Genomic DNA, 16,160 nt, shown 5'->3' on the forward strand with positions numbered 1-16,160 from the left:
CGCCGCAGCTGCGGCGATGACCATGTCTCTTGCCCCCGCAGCCACCCATGCGGGGCCTCCGAAATGGGCCCCCGGTCACAGCAACAGTGCCGCCCACTATGCGCCGGGCCAGGTGAAGAAGCGGCACCATCGCAAGCACAGCCATGATCACGACCATGACCACGACCGGTACGACGGCCGCATTCGCGGGGACGACTGGGTTTATATTGACGACTACGGCCGCTGGGGGCTGAACCCGCCGCGCGACGGGCACCGCTATGTGCGCCAGGGCGACAAGATCTTTGAGGTCGTCAAGGACACGCTGGCCATTATCGGCGCCGTGGCCGTTGTTGATGCGCTGGTGAACTGACGGTCAGCCCAGCAGGTTTCTGACGCACTGCAGAAAGATCCCGGCTCCGGCCGGGATTGCTGCGTCCGGGAAATCGAAATCCGGGTTGTGCAGCTGCGGCTGCGCCTCGCCGGACCCCAGCCAGAACATCGCCGCCTTGGCGTGTTTGCCGAACTGGCCGAAGTCCTCGGACCAGCGCTGCGGATAGTCCCGCATCTGCGCCGGATGGCCTGCTTCGGCACAGGCGGCCTGCAGCAGCTCCACCGCTTCCGGGTGGTTGGTGCAGGCGTCAAAAACATCGTCGAATTCGATGGAAAAACTCAGCCGCTCCGCCGCGCAGACCTGTTCCGCCAGCGCCGTGGCCTCTGCAATCAGCTGATCCATTCGGATGTTTGTAACCGTGCGCAGGGTAGCCCAGACCTCGCCCTCGCCCGGGGCGATGCCAAAGGTGGCTTCACCCAGCTTGGCATGGGTCAGGGTGACCAGCGCGAACTCCGGCCCCAGATCACCGCCGCTGCCCAAGGCGGCAAGGCCCGGCAGAAGCCGGGAGATGGCACCGGCAGGCGACACCCCGTCCTGCGGCGCAGCGGCGTGGGAGGTCTTGCCAGTGAGTTTGATCCGCATTCCGCGCGACGCACAGTTGGCGGCACCGGAACACAAGGCCACCTGCCCCACCGGCAACCCCGGCAGGTTGTGCAGCGAAAAGGCGTAGTCCAGTGCAATCTTTGCGAAACCCGGATCAGCAATCACTGCCGCTGCCCCCTTGCCGGTTTCTTCTGCCGGCTGAAACAGCAGCACGGCGCGGCCTTTGGCTGGGCGCTGTGACGCAAGATCAGCTGCCAGCGCCGCCACCATCGTCATGTGGCCGTCATGGCCGCACAGGTGGCCGCGGCCGGCATGGGTGGAGCGGTAGGGCTGATCCGACAACTCCTCAATCGGCAACCCGTCGAGTTCACAGCGGATCAGGACCGTGGGACCATCCGCCCTGCCCTCAAAGACCGCCGCAACACCGTGGCCGCCAATCCCGGTCAGCAGCTGGTCGGGCTGATGCTGGCGGAGGTAGTCCACCACCATGACGGCAGTCTTTTCCTCGGCGCCGGAGACTTCGGGGATCTGATGCAGAGCATGGCGCAGCGTCGTCAGCTGCGCCAGACGCTCAGGCGTCATGCCAGGCCCAGCTTCTTGTTGCGGGCCTCACGCAGGCGGGCGAAATCGTCGCCGGCATGGTAGGAGGACCGGGTCAGCGGCGTGGCCGAGACCATCAGGAAGCCCTTGCCATAAGCGGCTTTCTCGTAGGATTTGAACTCCTCGGGCGTCACGAAGCGGTCGACCGCGTGGTGCTTGGGTGTCGGCTGCAGGTACTGGCCGATGGTCAGGAAATCGATGTCGGCGGCGCGCATGTCGTCCATCACCTGTTTCACCGCCTGTGCGTCCTCGCCCAGGCCGACCATGATGCCGGATTTGGTGAACATCGACGGATCCAGTTCCTTAACCCGCTGCAAGAGGCGCAGGGAGTGGAAATAGCGCGCGCCGGCACGCACTTCCGGGTAAAGGCCCGGCACGGTTTCCAGATTGTGGTTGAAGACGTCAGGCCGCGCCTCGACCACTGTTTCCAGCACCGAGGGATCGCATTTCAGGAAGTCCGGGGTGAGAATTTCAATCGTAGTGTTCGGCGAGCGGTGGCGCACTGCGCGGATGGTCTGGGCAAAATGCTCTGCTCCGCCGTCCTCAATGTCGTCGCGGTCAACAGAGGTGATCACGACGTGGTTCAGACCCAGTTTTTCGACCGCATGGGCGACGCGGCCCGGCTCAAACGCATCCAGCGCCTCGGGCGGCTTGCCGGTGGCGATGTTGCAGAAGGAACAGGCGCGGGTGCAGACCTCACCCATGATCATCATGGTGGCGTGGCCCTGGCTCCAGCATTCGCCGACGTTGGGGCAGCCAGCTTCCTCGCAGACCGTGGTCAGCTTGTTGTCGCGCATGATCTTGTGGGTTTCGGCGTAGCCTTTGCCGCCCGGCGCTTTGACCCGGATCCAGCTTGGCTTCTTGGGCTGAGCGTTGTCGGGACGATGCGCCTTTTCGGGGTGGCGCTGCTCCGGGATCTTGAGGTCTCTCACGTGGGTTTCCCTTCCGGCCTTTGGCTTTGTGAGCGGTTTAACATAGCTGATCTGGCTTGGCACGGTCATATCGTCAACCCTGCCCTGCCTCCTTGTCATGGCTCAAACTCCGAAAATGTGCCGTTTTCCTTTGCCAAAGCGGCGCAGCGGGACACATAATTCCACCAAGCATCAGGATTTTGCCGCAGATCATTCAGGGAGGGACGCATGGCCAAGGAGCTGGAGAAATTCAAGGCAGAGGCTAAGAAGCTGGCCGCCGGCACCAAGAAATTCACCACCGCAGAAGGCGACAAGCTGAAGAAGCGGATCGGGATTTCGCTGGGCAACGCCTGGGAGGGCGAGGATTATTTCCGCGAGAGCCTGGCCAAGGCGCGCAAGGACGGGGTGAAATCGGAGAAGCTGGCCGATTTCCAGAAGAACAAGCATTTCAAGGACGGGCTGGTCACCTGGAACAAGGCGGTGGACATCCATCAGGAAGAAGTCGGCGCGATGAAGGGGTTCTGCGCCGATGCCAAGGCGCATATGGCCAAGCAGCAGGCGCTCTTGAAGGACATCGAGAAGGACCTGAAGAAACGCGGCAAATCCTCCGCCTCGAAGAAAGACATCGAGGCGCTGCAGGGCGAGCTGGAAAAGGAGATCGCGGCGGTCAAGAAGGCGTCCGAGTATGAGGGTAAGCTGAACGCGGCGCAAAAGCTCTATGGGGCGAATTTCCAGAAGACGGTCGACAAGATCCTGAAGGAAAAGGCGGATGGCCATGACAAGAAGAAGGACGCAACAGAGCTGCCGCAGCTGCTGGTGGACCGCAATCTGAAGAAATACACCAACCGGGTCGGCGCGCTGGTCAAGGCAATCAATGCCCATTGCGTGACCGCCATCGATAAGGCGGGCGAGGATCTGAAGGCCGCCGCGCCGGAGCTGAAAGAGGCGGCGGCCAAGTACAAGGATCTGAAGAAGATCAACGACCAGTACCAGACCGCCAAAAAGAAGTTCCCGGGCGCCATCGAGGATTCCAAGGACAAGAAGAAGCTGTTGGCAACGCTCAAGAAGTTCAACGACCTGACCGCCGCTGCCGAACGCAAGATCCGCGGCACCACGGTCACCATCAAGAAGGCTGCGGCGTAACGTCCCGCAAGGGGCCGAAGATGCCGTATTTGCGAGGTTTTCCGGCGCCGGACCGCTGCAATTGCGGACTGGCGCAGGAAACCTGCGCGCAAATCACAGGGACGTGTTGAAGCCAGCTTAGAATCATTTTAAGCCTGCCCGCCGAATGACATCCGCAATCAGGAGCAAGCTGAGATGAAAGCTGGCGTTAAGCTGCCCGACGTGACCTTCCACACCCGTGTCCGCGACGAAGCAATCGAGGGCCCGAACCCGTTCCGCTGGGAAGACAAGACCACCGCTGACTACTTTGCAGGCAAGCGCGTTGTGCTGTTCTCGCTGCCGGGCGCCTTCACCCCCACCTGCTCGACCTACCAGCTGCCGGGCTTTGAAAAAGGCTTTGGTGACTTCCAGGCCGAAGGCATCGACGCGATCTACTGCATGTCGGTGAACGACAGCTTTGTGATGAACGCCTGGGCGCGCGCGCAGGAACTGGAAAACGTGGAAGTGATCCCGGACGGCTCCGGTGAGTTCACCCGCAAAATGGGTATGCTGGTCGCCAAGGACAACCTGGGCTTCGGCAACCGCTCCTGGCGCTATGCGGCCATCGTCAACAACGGTGTTGTTGAGGCATGGTTCGAAGAGCCGGGCCTGTCCGACAACCACGGCGAAGACCCCTATGGCGTGTCCTCCCCGGAGACCGTGCTGAAGCACCTGAAAGACGCCAAGGCAGAAGTCGCAGCCTAAGCTGCACTGCCCGATCTGGCATTCGAACGGGTCCGCGCTGCGGGCCCGTTTTCGTTTTGAGGGGTCGTTTGCTTCACCCGATCATCTCTTCCTGCTGCGGGCTGGCCTCGCCGTAGTAGTCCGCCAGATGCTGCAGAGCGATGCGCAGCACAACCTTGCCTGACCGCGCAGGCCAGCCCAGATTGCGTTCCGCCGTTTCCAGCCCCTCCAGATGGCAGCAGCAGCGCAGGGCGATGTCGCTGAGACCGGCCCCGAGCTTCTGCAACGCTCCGGTCATCCGCTGGTGGGCTTCTGCCGCCGCTTGGTGGCTGGTGCTGCGCATCGGGTGGCTGCCCTGGGCGAAATACAATTCCTCCTGCATCAGGTGGCTGCTGATCTGGGCAAGCTCGAAATCCTCGCGCAGGCGCCGCCCGGCCCGGACCATCGGCTGGGTCAGGAAGGACTTGCCGTCCTTGTCCAGCAGCCGGGCTAGCATTTCCAGCGGGGTTTCGGCTCCGCTGTAGCGGGACTTGCGGCCCAATCCCCCGGCCTCGCCCGCCTCCGGTGCCTCAAAGGGCGTCTGCGCTTCGGCAAACCCACCCTCCAGCCGGGCGCGGGCGCGGTTTTCCTGGTCGGCAATGATCCGGTTCAGTGCCGCGCGGCCGCCTGCGGTGATCGCATAGCGGCTGATCCGCCCCTTGCGGGAACAGGCAATCCAGCCGGTCAGCGCCAGCGCCCCTGCCAAGGGCCGCGACACCGCCACCTTGTGCCCGTCGGCCTCCTGGCCTTCGCGCACGACAACGGCCATTTCCATGCCTTCGGCTGCAGCCAGGACAGCGCCGCCTCGGCTGAGGAGGGTCAGCACGCTGGCCGCCTCCCGCTCGAACCCCGACCGCAGGCTGCGGCTTGCGGCGGAGGGCTTGTCTTCCTGGCGCGGTTTTGCCGTTGCCGATTTATAGCGCCCGGCCAGATAGGTCAGCACCTCATCAATCAGCGGGTCATCCCGCAGGATCTCAACCCGCCGGACCTGGCGCAGGATGGTGGATGGATGGCAGCCCGCCTTGCGGGCCAGCTGGCGGATCGGGCGGCCTGCCTCGGTGTGCTGAAGATAGCGGCAGGTTTCCAGCGGCACCCAGCCTGGAAAGGGTGCCTGAGTCATATTTTGCATTCGTAACCCCCGGTCGTGAGCCAGGCTGCCGGGTCAGCCGCACTCAAAGGTGCCTGCGGCTTGTCCCTTTATGCCCGGCTGAAGTTGGACAAAATCGCGGATCGGACATCATTGTTTCCAGAAAAAACATAATCATCACAAAACGGACCGTTCGCCGGTCGCCCCCTTTCCGCAACACCACCTGAGGTTGTGTTATAGCAGAGCCAGATCAGAGATAGGAAAGGAGACGATCATGCAGGATGTATTCAGCCGCGTTTCGTTGCTCCGGCGCCCGGGAATTCTGGCGCGGGCAGCCCGGTTGGGCGCCCGGAATTACTGCCGCAAACGCGACCTGCGGCGCATTCTGGGCTGCGGCGAGGTGCCCAAACCTGCCGCCGCCGTGATGCGGCTGCTGGAATTGGAGGAAGCGCTGAACACCGCACGCAAGGCAGGTGAAGCCGGGTATTCGATGATCCGCCATGTCGAAGTGCTGATTGCGCTGGCGGGCGAGGCCGCCTGCCTGAAAGCCCGCTCAAAAACAAGAACGGCGGTCCCGCGGGACCGCCGTTTTCCTGCGGCAGAGGGTGCGGCCCCCTGCCCCTGATTTTCAGGCCCGTGTTTACATGAAGGCGTCGGGCATGGAGGCCTTCTTCTCGGCTACGTACTCGTCCAGCGCCATCTTGATGGACGGATCCAGCGCCGGCTGCTCGTAGGTGGCCAGCAGCTTCTCGACCCGGCTTTCGGCCAGCGCATAGGTATCGCGCGCGCCTTCTTCTTCCCACTGTTCGAACGGCTTGTAGTCAAGCACTTCGGACTTCCAGAAGGCCGATTTGAAGTTCGCCTGGGTGTGGGCGCAGCCGAGGTAGTGGCCGCCGGGCCCGACTTCGCGGATGGCGTCCATTGCCTGGCCGTTCTCGTCCACGGAAATACCCTTGGCGAGGCCGTGCAGCGTGCCCAGCTGGTCGGCGTCCATCACGAACTTCTCGAAGTCGGCAACCAGGCCGCCCTCAAGCCAGCCGCAGGAGTGCAGCATGAAGTTCACACCGGACATCAGGCCCATGTTGAGCGAGTTGGCGGTTTCATAGGCAGCCTGCGCATCCGGCAGCTTGGAGCCGCAGAAGGAGCCGGCCGAGCGGAACGGCACGCCGAGGCGGCGGGCCAGTTGGCCTGCGCCATAGGTAACCAGCGACGCTTCGGGGGTGCCGAAGGTCGGGGCGCCGGAGTTCATGTCGATCGACGACACGAAGGCGCCGAAGATCGCAGGGGCGCCGGGGCGGCACAGCTGGTTGTAGGCGATGCCGGCCAGAACCTCTGCCAGCACCTGCGTCAGGGTGCCAGCCACCGACACCGGCGCCATGGCACCGCCGACGATGAACGGCGAGATGATGCAGGCCTGCATGTTCTGGGCGTAGACTTCCAGCGAGCCCATCATCACGTCGTCGAAGGTCATCGGCGAGTTGATGTTGGTCAGCGAGGTCATCACGGTGTTGTTCTGCACGAACTCCTTACCGAACAGGATGCCCGCCATGTCGACGGAGTCCTGCGCGCGGCTGGGTTCGGTGACGGAGCCCATGAACGGCTTGTCGCTGAGGGTCATATGCGCCATCAGCATGTCCAGGTGGCGCTTGTTCACCGGGATGTCGGTGGGTTCGCAAACGGTGCCGCCGGAGTGGTGCAGCCACTTGGACATATAGGCCAGCTTCACGAACTTGTTGAAGTCGTCCATGGTCGCATAGCGGCGGCCGCCGCTGCGGGTGCGCACGAAGGGCGGGCCGTAGACCGGTGCCAGAACCAGATTGCGGCCGCCGATGACCACCGATTTCTCGGGGTTGCGGGCGTGCTGGGTGAACTCGGCCGGTGCGGTTTCGCACAGCTTGCGGGCCAGGCCGCGGGGGATGCGCACGCGCTCGCCCTGGACATCGGCACCTGCCTCGCGCCAGCGCTGCAGCGCCGCCGGGTTGTCAACGAAATTGACGCCGACCTCTTCCAGGATCGTGTCCGCGTTGTACTCGATGATTTCCAGCGCTTCCTCGTTCAGGATCTCGAAGTTCGGAATGTTGCGCTCGATGTACTTGGCGGTTTCGATCTTGACGCTGGTGCGCTCGGCGCGGCGGGCGGCGCCGCCGCCGGAACCGCGGGCACGACGGCGCGGGGCTGCTTCTGTCATGGTTTATCCTCACCACAGGCATTTCATTGCGAAGGGTATTATAGCCAGTGCGCGCGCCGCCGCCGCAGGATTGCGGCCATTCAAGTTGAAAAGCGACATTGCCGGAGCATTTTCCACCGCGCCGGTCGACTTTGGCATACCTTTTGCACAGGGGATGCCCATCCGCCGTTAAATGGAGCCCGCTCCCCGGCAAGGCGGCCAAACCCCCTTGCGGAAAACGCGTTCCTGCCCTATGGCGCGTGCATGACAGAGACATCCCATGACCGCCTTCTCATCATCGACTTTGGCAGCCAGGTCACGCAGCTGATTGCGCGCCGCCTGCGCGAGCTGAACGTCTATTGCGAAATCCACCCCTATCAGAATGTCACCATGGACTTTGTGCGCGAGCTGGCGCCCAAGGCGGTGATCTTCTCGGGCGGGCCTGACAGCGTGACCCGTGAGGGCAGCCCGCGGGCGCCGCAGGAGATTTTCGACTATGGCGTGCCGATCCTTGGCATCTGCTATGGCCAGCAGGTGATGATGCACCAGCTGGGTGGCACAGTGGAAAGCGGCCATGGCACCGCCGAATTCGGCCGCGCCTATGTGACCCCCACGGTGGAAACACCGCCGCTGCTGGAAGGCTGGTTTGCCAATGACGCCGACCGCGAACAGGTCTGGATGTCGCACGGCGACCACGTGAGCAAGATCGCCCCGGGGTTCGAGGTCTACGGCACCTCCCCCAACGCGCCGTTTGCCATCACTGCCGATGTCAGCCGCAACTTCTATGCGGTGCAGTTCCACCCGGAGGTGCACCACACCCCGAATGGCGCCAAGCTCTATGAGAACTTCGTGAAGCTGGCCGGTTTCAGCGGCGACTGGACCATGGGCGCCTACCGCGAGCAGATGATCGAGAAGATCCGCGAACAGGTCGGCGACAAGAAGGTGATCTGCGGATTGTCCGGCGGCGTCGACAGTTCGGTTGCTGCGATCCTGATCCACGAGGCAATCGGCGATCAGCTGACCTGCGTGTTCGTGGACCACGGCCTCTTGCGCAAGAACGAGGCGGAAGAAGTCGTCTCAATGTTCCGCGACAACTACAACATCCAGCTGATCCACGCGGATGAGAGCGATCTGTTCCTGGGTGAGCTGGACGGCCAGTCGGACCCGGAAACCAAGCGCAAGATCATCGGCAAGCTGTTCATCGACGTGTTCCAGAAACACGCCGACACCATCGACGGCGCTGAATTCCTGGCGCAGGGCACGCTGTATCCGGATGTGATTGAATCGGTTTCCTTCTCGGGCGGGCCTTCGGTCACCATCAAGTCGCACCACAACGTGGGCGGCCTGCCGGAGAAGATGGGCCTGAAGCTGGTCGAACCGCTGCGCGAGCTGTTCAAGGACGAGGTCCGCGCCTTGGGCCGCGAACTGGGCCTGCCGCAGAGCTTCATCGGCCGCCACCCCTTCCCCGGACCGGGCCTGGCGATCCGGTGCCCTGGCGAGATCACTCGCGAAAAGCTGGAGATCCTGCGCGAAGCGGATGCGATTTATATCGACCAGATCCGCAAGCACGGGCTTTATGACGAAATCTGGCAGGCATTCGTGGCAATCCTGCCGGTTCGCACCGTTGGCGTGATGGGTGACGGCCGCACCTACGACTACGCCTGCGCCCTGCGCGCGGTGACTTCGGTCGATGGCATGACCGCGGATTACTACCCGTTCAGCCACGAGTTCCTGGGCGAAACCGCCACAAGGATCATCAACGAGGTAAAAGGCATCAACCGCTGCACCTACGACATCACCTCGAAGCCTCCGGGAACCATCGAGTGGGAATAATCTGATTTAGAAGAGCCCCGGCAAGATTGGCCGGGGTTTTTCTTTTTCTGCGGCAAGCGATTAACACATCCGTCAGACCTGTTTGGAATAGTCCCCGAAACACGACAGTTTTGGAGAACCCAATGATTATTTGCCACCCGCTGAAACTCATCTTCATCAAGACCAAGAAGGTAGGTGGCACGTCGTTTGAAATTGCCCTGTCCAGCTTTTGCGACGACACAAGCATCATCACGCCAATCTCTCCCGACGACGAAAAGACCCGTGCAGACCTGGGCTATCCCGGCGCGCAGAATCATCAGCGCCAGGTCTGGCCGGATGGATCCGGAACAAATGCCGGTTTCTACAACCACATCCCCGCTGAAGAGGCCCGGAAACTGATCCCGCAGGAGATCTGGGACAGCTATACCAAGGTGACGATCTGGCGCGATCCCTTTGACGCTATAATTTCCCGCTATTACTGGGAAAAAGCCGATACCGCCGGAATTCCCTTTGGACAGTTCGTGCAACGCTTCCCCGGCATGCTGACTGAAAACATCCAGATTGCACCGCTGGAGGGCCTGTCTGCACCGGATGTTTTCCTGCGATACGAACACTTGGAAAATGATATCGCCGCACTGGGCATCGACGGGCTGTGGGAGCGGTTTTCCAGCTTGCGGGCCAAAGGGGCGTTCCGCCCGAAATCCGGCACAGATCCTGCCACGCTCTTTGCACGGCATCCTGACGCCGCTGAGATCGTGGCAAAGAAATGCGCCGCTGAGATCCGCAGATTCGGTTATACGCGCCCGGACGCTCCAGCGGCGGCGGCCATACCTGAGGCCCCCCGTACCAGCGACTTTATCTTCACCCTGTCGGCCGGGCGCACCGGCACCGCTTGGTTGGCACAGCTGTTGGGCGACAACCTGGACATCAACTCTGTGCACGAACCCTTGGCGGTCGAGGATTGTGGTTCAGCAATGCCCGAAATCGGCCACATGCGCACATTCAACACCCGCGGTATGACGCCGAAGTTGCAGGACTTCTGGAATAAGAAACTGGAGTCGCTGGAGGCTCCTTATGGTGAGTCCAATCACGCCTTGGGCAAATGCGGATTGATCGAGGCACTGGCAGACAGCAGCATCTGCGACCGCACCACCGTGATCATCCTCCGCCGTGATTTGGCCAAGCAATGCGCAAGCTACGCGGGGCGCGGTGATTTCACCAATTTGACAGTAGTCTGGCAGTGGTACCTCGACGTGAGTTACGAAAACGTCATCGTCAACCCCGCAAGCTTCCTGCAACTGGGCCAGATTGGCTGGGCAATCTGGTACGCGCTGGAGATGGAAGCCCGCTATGCCTATTACCTTTTGAGTTACGGCCAAAAGATCAACTTTGTCACTGCCCGGCTGGAGGAAGCGACAACGCCGGACGGCGCCGCCAGGCTGCTGGCGGAACTGGGCCACAGCGGCCCGGTGCTGCTGCCGGAGAAGAAGAATGCTACCGGCAACCAAGGTGATGCGACGGAAGAACTGACCGCAGAAATCCGGACGCTGCTGAACCGGCTGAACTTCGACCCAGTGGCAGCAGCAGCCGTCTATATCAAGTCAGGACGCACGCTGGATGCGCAGGCCATGAGCCGCGCCGCGGCCTGAGAATTGCACCGGCCCCGCCGCGTTCTGCTTGACCCCGAAGGAAAATTCCGCCTCTTCTCACACCAGAAGTTCGGGGGGCAGGCATGACACAAGGCGAGACGCGCGCGGGGCTGGCAGCGCTGTGGATGGTTGGGGCCATTGTCTCCTTCTCCGCAATGGCGATCGCCGGACGCGAGGCCGGGCTGACGCTGGACACCTTCGAGATCATGGCCTACCGCAGCCTGGTTGGGGTGGTGATTGTTGTTGCCGTCCTGACCGCCGCGGGCCGCTGGCATCAGGTCCGGCGGCAGCGGCTGGGGGTGCATCTGCTGCGCAACCTGTTTCACTTCACTGGCCAGAACCTGTGGTTCCTGGCGGTGACGCTGATTCCGCTTGCCCAGGTCTTTGCGCTGGAGTTCACCTCACCGCTGTGGGTGATCATCCTGTCGCCGCTCTTGCTGGGCGAGGCGCTGCCCCGGCGGCGGATGCTGGCGGCGGCGCTGGGTTTTGCCGGTATCCTGATCGTCGCGCGGCCAAGCCCGGACACGCTGAACCTTGGCCTGGCCGCAGCGGCGAGCTGCGCCATCTTCTTTGCCTTGACCGCGATCCTGACCAAACGTCTGACCCGGCACGAGCACACCGCGTCAATCCTGTTCTGGCTGACCTCCATGCAGCTGGTGATGGGCCTGCTGGCGGCGGGCTGGGATGGCGACATGGCGTTGCCGGATGCCACAACCCTGCCCTGGTTGGTTCTGATCGGCATTGCCGGACTGACCGCGCATTTCTGCCTGACCACAGCCCTGTCGCTGGCGCCGGCAAGCGTGGTGGTCCCGGTGGATTTTGCCCGCCTGCCCGCCATCGCCATCCTTGGTATGGTGATCTACGGAGAGGCATTGGATGCCTGGGTGCTGGGGGGTGCCGCCATCATCTGCATTGCAAATTATCTTAATATAGTTGCAGGCCAGCCGCGCAGAACCCCGCAAAGCTGACTGAATCGGCCTAGTTGCCGCGCGGTTAATGTTGATTTGCCGAAATCCGCCCGATTACGTTCGCGTAAAGCGGCTTCCACTGGCCGCAACTCAGGGAGGAACAATGAAACGCTATCTTGCAACCTCGGCGGCTTTGGCGCTGGCATCCGGCTCTGCCATGGCAAGCGGTCTGGACCGCACCGGCCAGCCGATCGGGATCATCTTTGAAGAAGGCAACTATGCCGAGTTTTCGTTCGCGACGACCTCGGTTGACCTGTCAGGCAACGACCGCACATCACTGAACCCGTTCGGCTCTGCCACTGGCGATGTCGGTGAGCGGTTCAACATGTTTGGTGCCGGCTACAAGCGCGACATCAACGAACAGCTGTCGTTCGCCCTGATCTTTGACCAGCCTTGGGGGGTGGATGTGAACTATCCAACCACCGGGTCGCTGTTGCTTGGGGGCACAACAGCGCAGGCGGATTCGAACTCGATCACCGCCCTGCTGCGCTATAAGTTCAATGAGCGCTTCAGCGTCCACGGCGGACTGCGCTATCAGGAGCTTGACGGCGAGATCAATCTGCAGGGCGGTGCCTACACCTCCATCGGCGGCCGATACAACGTGAAGGTGGACAAGGACGGCGCCTTTGGCTGGGTGGCAGGCGTGGCCTATGAAATTCCCGATATCGCCCTGCGGGTTGCACTGACCTACAGCTCTGAGATCGAGCATGATTTCAACCTGAACGAGACCTTTGCCACCAGCGCCACCGCAAGCACCACAACAAAAACCAAAACTCCGCAATCAGTGAACCTGGACTTCCAGACCGGCATCGCCCAGGACACACTGCTGTTTGGCGGCATCCGCTGGGCTGAGCACAGCGTGACAAATCTGGTGGTTCCGGGCTTGAGCACTCTGGCCGGCCGCTCCGTCGATCTGATCGATCTGGACGACTCGATCACTTACACCTTGGGTGTTGGGCGCGCCTTCAATGAGAAGTGGTCCGGTTCGGTGGCGCTGATCTATTCGGATTCGGACGGCGACAATCTGGTCTCTCCGCTGGCACCGACGCATGGCTATGAAGCGATCCGCGTTGGCGTGCAGTACAAGCAGGACAACATGACCGTCTCTGCCGGTGTGCGTTACACCCAGCTGGGCGACGCGGTTGCCTCCCCTGGCGGCAATCCGGTCACCAACTTCCAGGACAACGACGCGGTCAGCTTCGGCCTGAAGGTCGGCTTCCACTTCTGATCCAGGCACCTTCCGGGCAGTATGCCCCGCCCCTTCCCAGGGGCGGGGTTTTCTTTTACCGCGGCTGAAGCGCGCATGGAATTGACCCAGCCCCCGCGGGTGGCTAGCAAGGCGTGACACCTTCAGGGACTTGGACTTTCATGCTCTACTCTTCCGCACAGGACTGGCGCGACGCCCCCAGCAAACGGGTGCTGTTTTTTGGCATGTCCGGGCTTGGCAAAACCTATGTCAGCAACGTTCTGCGCGGCGCCGGCAGCTGGTTCCACTATTCCATCGATTACCGTATCGGCACCCGTTACATGGGCGAATACATCGCCGACAACGCCAAGGCCGAGGCGATGAAAGTTCCGTTCCTGCGCGAGCTGCTGCTGACGGATTCGATCTTCATTGGCTCCAACATCACCTTTGAAAACCTGCGCCCGGTCTCTGCCTACTTGGGAAAGCCCGGCGATGTGGCCAAGGGCGGCCTGCCGATCGCGGAATACAAACGCCGCCAGGAGCAGTTCCGGGTCGCTGAAATCCGGGCATTGCTGGATACCGAATATTTCGAAGGCCGGGCGCAGCAGCTGTATGGCTACCCGCATTTCATCTGCGACACCGGCGGGTCGATTTGCGAATGGGTGGATGCCAATGATCCGAACGACCAGATCCTATCCGAGCTCAGCAAGCACACGCTGATGGTCTGGATCAAGGGCAGCGAAGAGCACACTGCGGAGCTGGTGCGCCGTTTTGACAAGGCACCCAAACCGATGTCCTATCAGCCGGAGTTCCTGAACCGGGTCTGGCAGGAATACCTTAAGGAAAACAAGATATCTGAAGCGGATGTGGACCCAGATGCCTTTATCCGCTGGACCTATGCCCAGGCGCTGGCGCACCGCCAGCCGCGGTATCTGGCGATGGCTGACAACTGGGGCGTCACGGTGACTGCCAGCCAGATCTCCGCTGTCAAGGATGAGGCAGGTTTCGTGGATTTGATCGCCAAGGCCCTTGAGGACCGCGGCTAACCCGCTTATCTGACAACCTCCGCTATATCGTACAACTTTCCGCAAATCAGGATACTGACATGCCCATCAAGATCCCCGCTGACCTGCCCGCCTATGACGTTCTGACGAACGAAGGCGTGATGGTCATGTCGCCGGATCAGGCGGCGCGTCAGGACATCCGGGCACTGCGCATCGGGCTGTTGAACCTGATGCCCAAGAAGATCCAGACCGAGAACCAGTTTGCCCGGCTGATCGGGGCGACGCCCTTGCAGATCGAGCTGAGCCTGATCCGGATGACAGAGCATCAGACCAAGAACACCGCGGCTGAACACATGGAGGAGTTCTATCACTCCTTTCAGGAAGTGAAGCACGAGAAGTTCGACGGGCTGATCATCACTGGCGCGCCGATTGAGCATCTGGATTTCGTAGAGGTCACTTATTGGGACGAAATGCGCGAGGTTTTCGAGTGGACCCAGACCAACGTGCATTCGACCTTTGGCGTCTGCTGGGGCGGCATGGCGATGATCAACCATTTCCATGGCGTAAAGAAGCACATGCTGGACCACAAGGCGTTCGGCTGCTTCCGGCACCAGAACCTGGCGCCGGCCTCGCCGTACTTGCGCGGGTTCTCGGATGATTTCGTGATCCCGGTCAGCCGCTGGACCGAGATGAAACAAGCGGAGGTCGATACCGCCGAGGGGCTGAAGACACTGCTGGGCAGTGACGAGGTCGGCCCCTGCCTGATTGAGGATAAGGCGCACCGCGCGCTCTATATCTTCAACCATTTTGAATACGACAGCGATACGCTGAAGCAGGAATACGACCGCGACGTGGCCAACGGCACTCCAATCAACGTGCCGGGGAACTACTACCCGGACGATGATCCCAGCCGCCAGCCGCAGAACCGCTGGCGCAGCCACGCGCATCTTCTATACGGCAACTGGATCAATGAGATTTACCAGACAACGCCTTATGACATGGATGAGATCGGCCGCTAGAATGCTGGTCTGGGCAGGCCTTGCTGTGGCAGCGGGGACTGCCCTCACGCTTTGGCAGGCAGGCCGACGCGAGGCCGCGGCTGAGACCCGCCATCCGCCGCAGGGCCAGGTTCTGGTGGTGAGCAGCCACCGGGTGCATGTGGTGGAGATGGGACGGCCCAAAGGCAGCGCGCCGGATCTGGTGCTGCTGCATGGCTCCAGCGGCAACACCCGCGACATGACGTTCCGGCTGGCACCAGCGCTGGCTGATGAGTTTCGCATCCTGATCTTCGACCGCCCGGGCCTGGGTTATTCCAGCCCGTTGAACGGCACGGGCGCAACCATTCGCCAGCAGGCGGAGGTGTTGCGCCAGGCCGCGGCGCAGATGGGCGCCAAGAATCCCGTTGTGCTGGGCCAAAGCTATGGCGGCGCGGTGGCTCTGGCCTGGGCGGTGGATCACCCCGAAAGCGTCTCCGCCCTGGTGTCGGTGTCCGGAGTGGCCTACCCGTGGACAACGCCGCTGGATCCGCTCTACCGCCTCACCTCATCGCGCTTTGGCAGTGCAGTGGCGGTGCCGCTGCTGACGGCCTATGTGCCGGATGCCGTGGTCAGCCGCTCCCTGCAGGAGATCTTTGCCCCGCAGATGGTGCCTGAGGGATACGCGGAACACTTTGGCACCCGCCTGTCGCTGCGGCGCAGCTCGCTTCGGGCCAACGCCCGGCAGCGGGCGAACCTGCTGGAAGAAGTGACAGAGCTTTCGCAGCATTACGGCCGCATCACGGCGCCGCTGGAGGTGATCCACGGCACCGAGGACGATCTGGTGAACCTCAAGCTGCATGCCGAGGGGCTGGCACGGGACGTGGACAGCGCGCGGTTGACCCTGCTGGAAGGCATTGGCCACATGCCGCAGCACGTCGCAACGGAGGATGTCGCTGATGCGGTCCGCCGCGCTGCCGAGCGCGCAGATTTGCATTAAAACGA

Annotated in this window: 15 protein-coding genes; 11 read left to right on the forward strand and 4 right to left on the reverse strand. The window is 62.1% G+C overall.

What is annotated here, in order from left to right; genetic code table 11:
- Positions 1 to 349, forward strand: a 349-nt coding sequence (locus tag RA26_RS00005; RefSeq protein ID WP_039178133.1) for a hypothetical protein, incomplete at its 5' end; no start/stop codon positions are given.
- A gap of 3 nt (positions 350 to 352) precedes the next feature.
- Here the strand turns inward: RA26_RS00005 and RA26_RS00010 are convergent.
- Together RA26_RS00010 and lipA are read right to left on the reverse strand one after the other, a co-directional pair.
- Positions 353 to 1,495 (reverse strand): amidohydrolase, encoded by a 1,143-nt coding sequence (locus RA26_RS00010; protein WP_039178136.1) that lies wholly within the window; start codon positions 1,493 to 1,495, stop codon positions 353 to 355.
- The gene (gene lipA, locus RA26_RS00015; RefSeq protein ID WP_039146484.1) at positions 1,492 to 2,445 is read right to left on the reverse strand and encodes a lipoyl synthase; all 954 of its coding nucleotides are present in this window, start codon (positions 2,443 to 2,445) and stop codon (positions 1,492 to 1,494) included. Before lipA ends, RA26_RS00010 begins: the two co-directional genes overlap by 4 nt.
- Before the next feature lie 207 nt (positions 2,446 to 2,652).
- Between lipA and RA26_RS00020 the strand changes: the two genes are divergently transcribed.
- Positions 2,653 to 3,567 (forward strand): hypothetical protein, encoded by a 915-nt coding sequence (locus RA26_RS00020; protein WP_039178140.1) that lies wholly within the window; start codon positions 2,653 to 2,655, stop codon positions 3,565 to 3,567.
- 174 nt (positions 3,568 to 3,741) lie between these two features.
- The gene (locus RA26_RS00025; protein WP_039145788.1) at positions 3,742 to 4,290 is read left to right on the forward strand and encodes a peroxiredoxin; all 549 of its coding nucleotides are present in this window, start codon (positions 3,742 to 3,744) and stop codon (positions 4,288 to 4,290) included.
- A 73-nt stretch (positions 4,291 to 4,363) separates the two neighbouring features.
- Here the strand turns inward: RA26_RS00025 and RA26_RS00030 are convergent, their stop codons facing one another.
- Positions 4,364 to 5,437 carry a DUF6456 domain-containing protein gene (locus RA26_RS00030; RefSeq protein WP_039178143.1) on the reverse strand — a complete coding sequence of 358 codons (1,074 nt, stop codon included), beginning with the start codon at positions 5,435 to 5,437 and terminating at the stop codon, positions 4,364 to 4,366.
- Positions 5,438 to 5,669: 232 nt separating this feature from the next.
- On the opposite strand from RA26_RS00030, the gene RA26_RS00035 reads away from it, so the two are divergent.
- Positions 5,670 to 6,020 (forward strand): DUF6477 family protein, encoded by a 351-nt coding sequence (locus RA26_RS00035; RefSeq protein ID WP_039178146.1) that lies wholly within the window; start codon positions 5,670 to 5,672, stop codon positions 6,018 to 6,020.
- A 15-nt stretch (positions 6,021 to 6,035) separates the two neighbouring features.
- Here the strand turns inward: RA26_RS00035 and RA26_RS00040 are convergent, their stop codons facing one another.
- The gene (locus tag RA26_RS00040) at positions 6,036 to 7,583 is read right to left on the reverse strand and encodes a trimethylamine methyltransferase family protein (RefSeq protein WP_039178149.1); all 1,548 of its coding nucleotides are present in this window, start codon (positions 7,581 to 7,583) and stop codon (positions 6,036 to 6,038) included.
- 243 nt (positions 7,584 to 7,826) lie between these two features.
- On the opposite strand from RA26_RS00040, the gene guaA reads away from it, so the two are divergent.
- From guaA to RA26_RS00075, 7 genes are all read left to right on the forward strand, one after another.
- Positions 7,827 to 9,395 carry a glutamine-hydrolyzing GMP synthase gene (gene guaA / locus RA26_RS00045; RefSeq protein WP_039178152.1) on the forward strand — a complete coding sequence of 523 codons (1,569 nt, stop codon included), beginning with the start codon at positions 7,827 to 7,829 and terminating at the stop codon, positions 9,393 to 9,395.
- Between the two features lie 122 nt (positions 9,396 to 9,517).
- Complete coding sequence (locus RA26_RS00050) at positions 9,518 to 11,023, forward strand: hypothetical protein (RefSeq protein ID WP_039178155.1); 1,506 nt, start codon at positions 9,518 to 9,520, stop codon at positions 11,021 to 11,023.
- A gap of 83 nt (positions 11,024 to 11,106) precedes the next feature.
- Positions 11,107 to 11,991 (forward strand): DMT family transporter, encoded by an 885-nt coding sequence (locus RA26_RS00055; RefSeq protein WP_039178156.1) that lies wholly within the window; start codon positions 11,107 to 11,109, stop codon positions 11,989 to 11,991.
- Between the two features lie 103 nt (positions 11,992 to 12,094).
- On the forward strand, positions 12,095 to 13,219 hold the full coding sequence (locus RA26_RS00060; protein ID WP_039178159.1) for an outer membrane protein transport protein: 1,125 nt from the start codon (positions 12,095 to 12,097) through the stop codon (positions 13,217 to 13,219).
- 140 nt (positions 13,220 to 13,359) lie between these two features.
- Positions 13,360 to 14,223, forward strand: a complete 864-nt coding sequence (locus RA26_RS00065; protein WP_039178163.1) for a hypothetical protein — start codon at positions 13,360 to 13,362, stop codon at positions 14,221 to 14,223.
- A 59-nt stretch (positions 14,224 to 14,282) separates the two neighbouring features.
- The gene (gene metA / locus RA26_RS00070; RefSeq protein WP_039178166.1) at positions 14,283 to 15,200 is read left to right on the forward strand and encodes a homoserine O-acetyltransferase MetA; all 918 of its coding nucleotides are present in this window, start codon (positions 14,283 to 14,285) and stop codon (positions 15,198 to 15,200) included.
- Entirely contained in the window at positions 15,184 to 16,155 is a 972-nt protein-coding gene (locus RA26_RS00075; RefSeq protein ID WP_446720169.1) for an alpha/beta fold hydrolase, read from the forward strand. The genes metA and RA26_RS00075 overlap by 17 nt, the downstream gene beginning before the upstream one ends.
- The last annotated feature ends 5 nt before the right edge of the window (positions 16,156 to 16,160 follow it).

This window comes from Leisingera sp. ANG-M7 (genome assembly GCF_000813965.1).
Taxonomy (GTDB): domain Bacteria; phylum Pseudomonadota; class Alphaproteobacteria; order Rhodobacterales; family Rhodobacteraceae; genus Leisingera.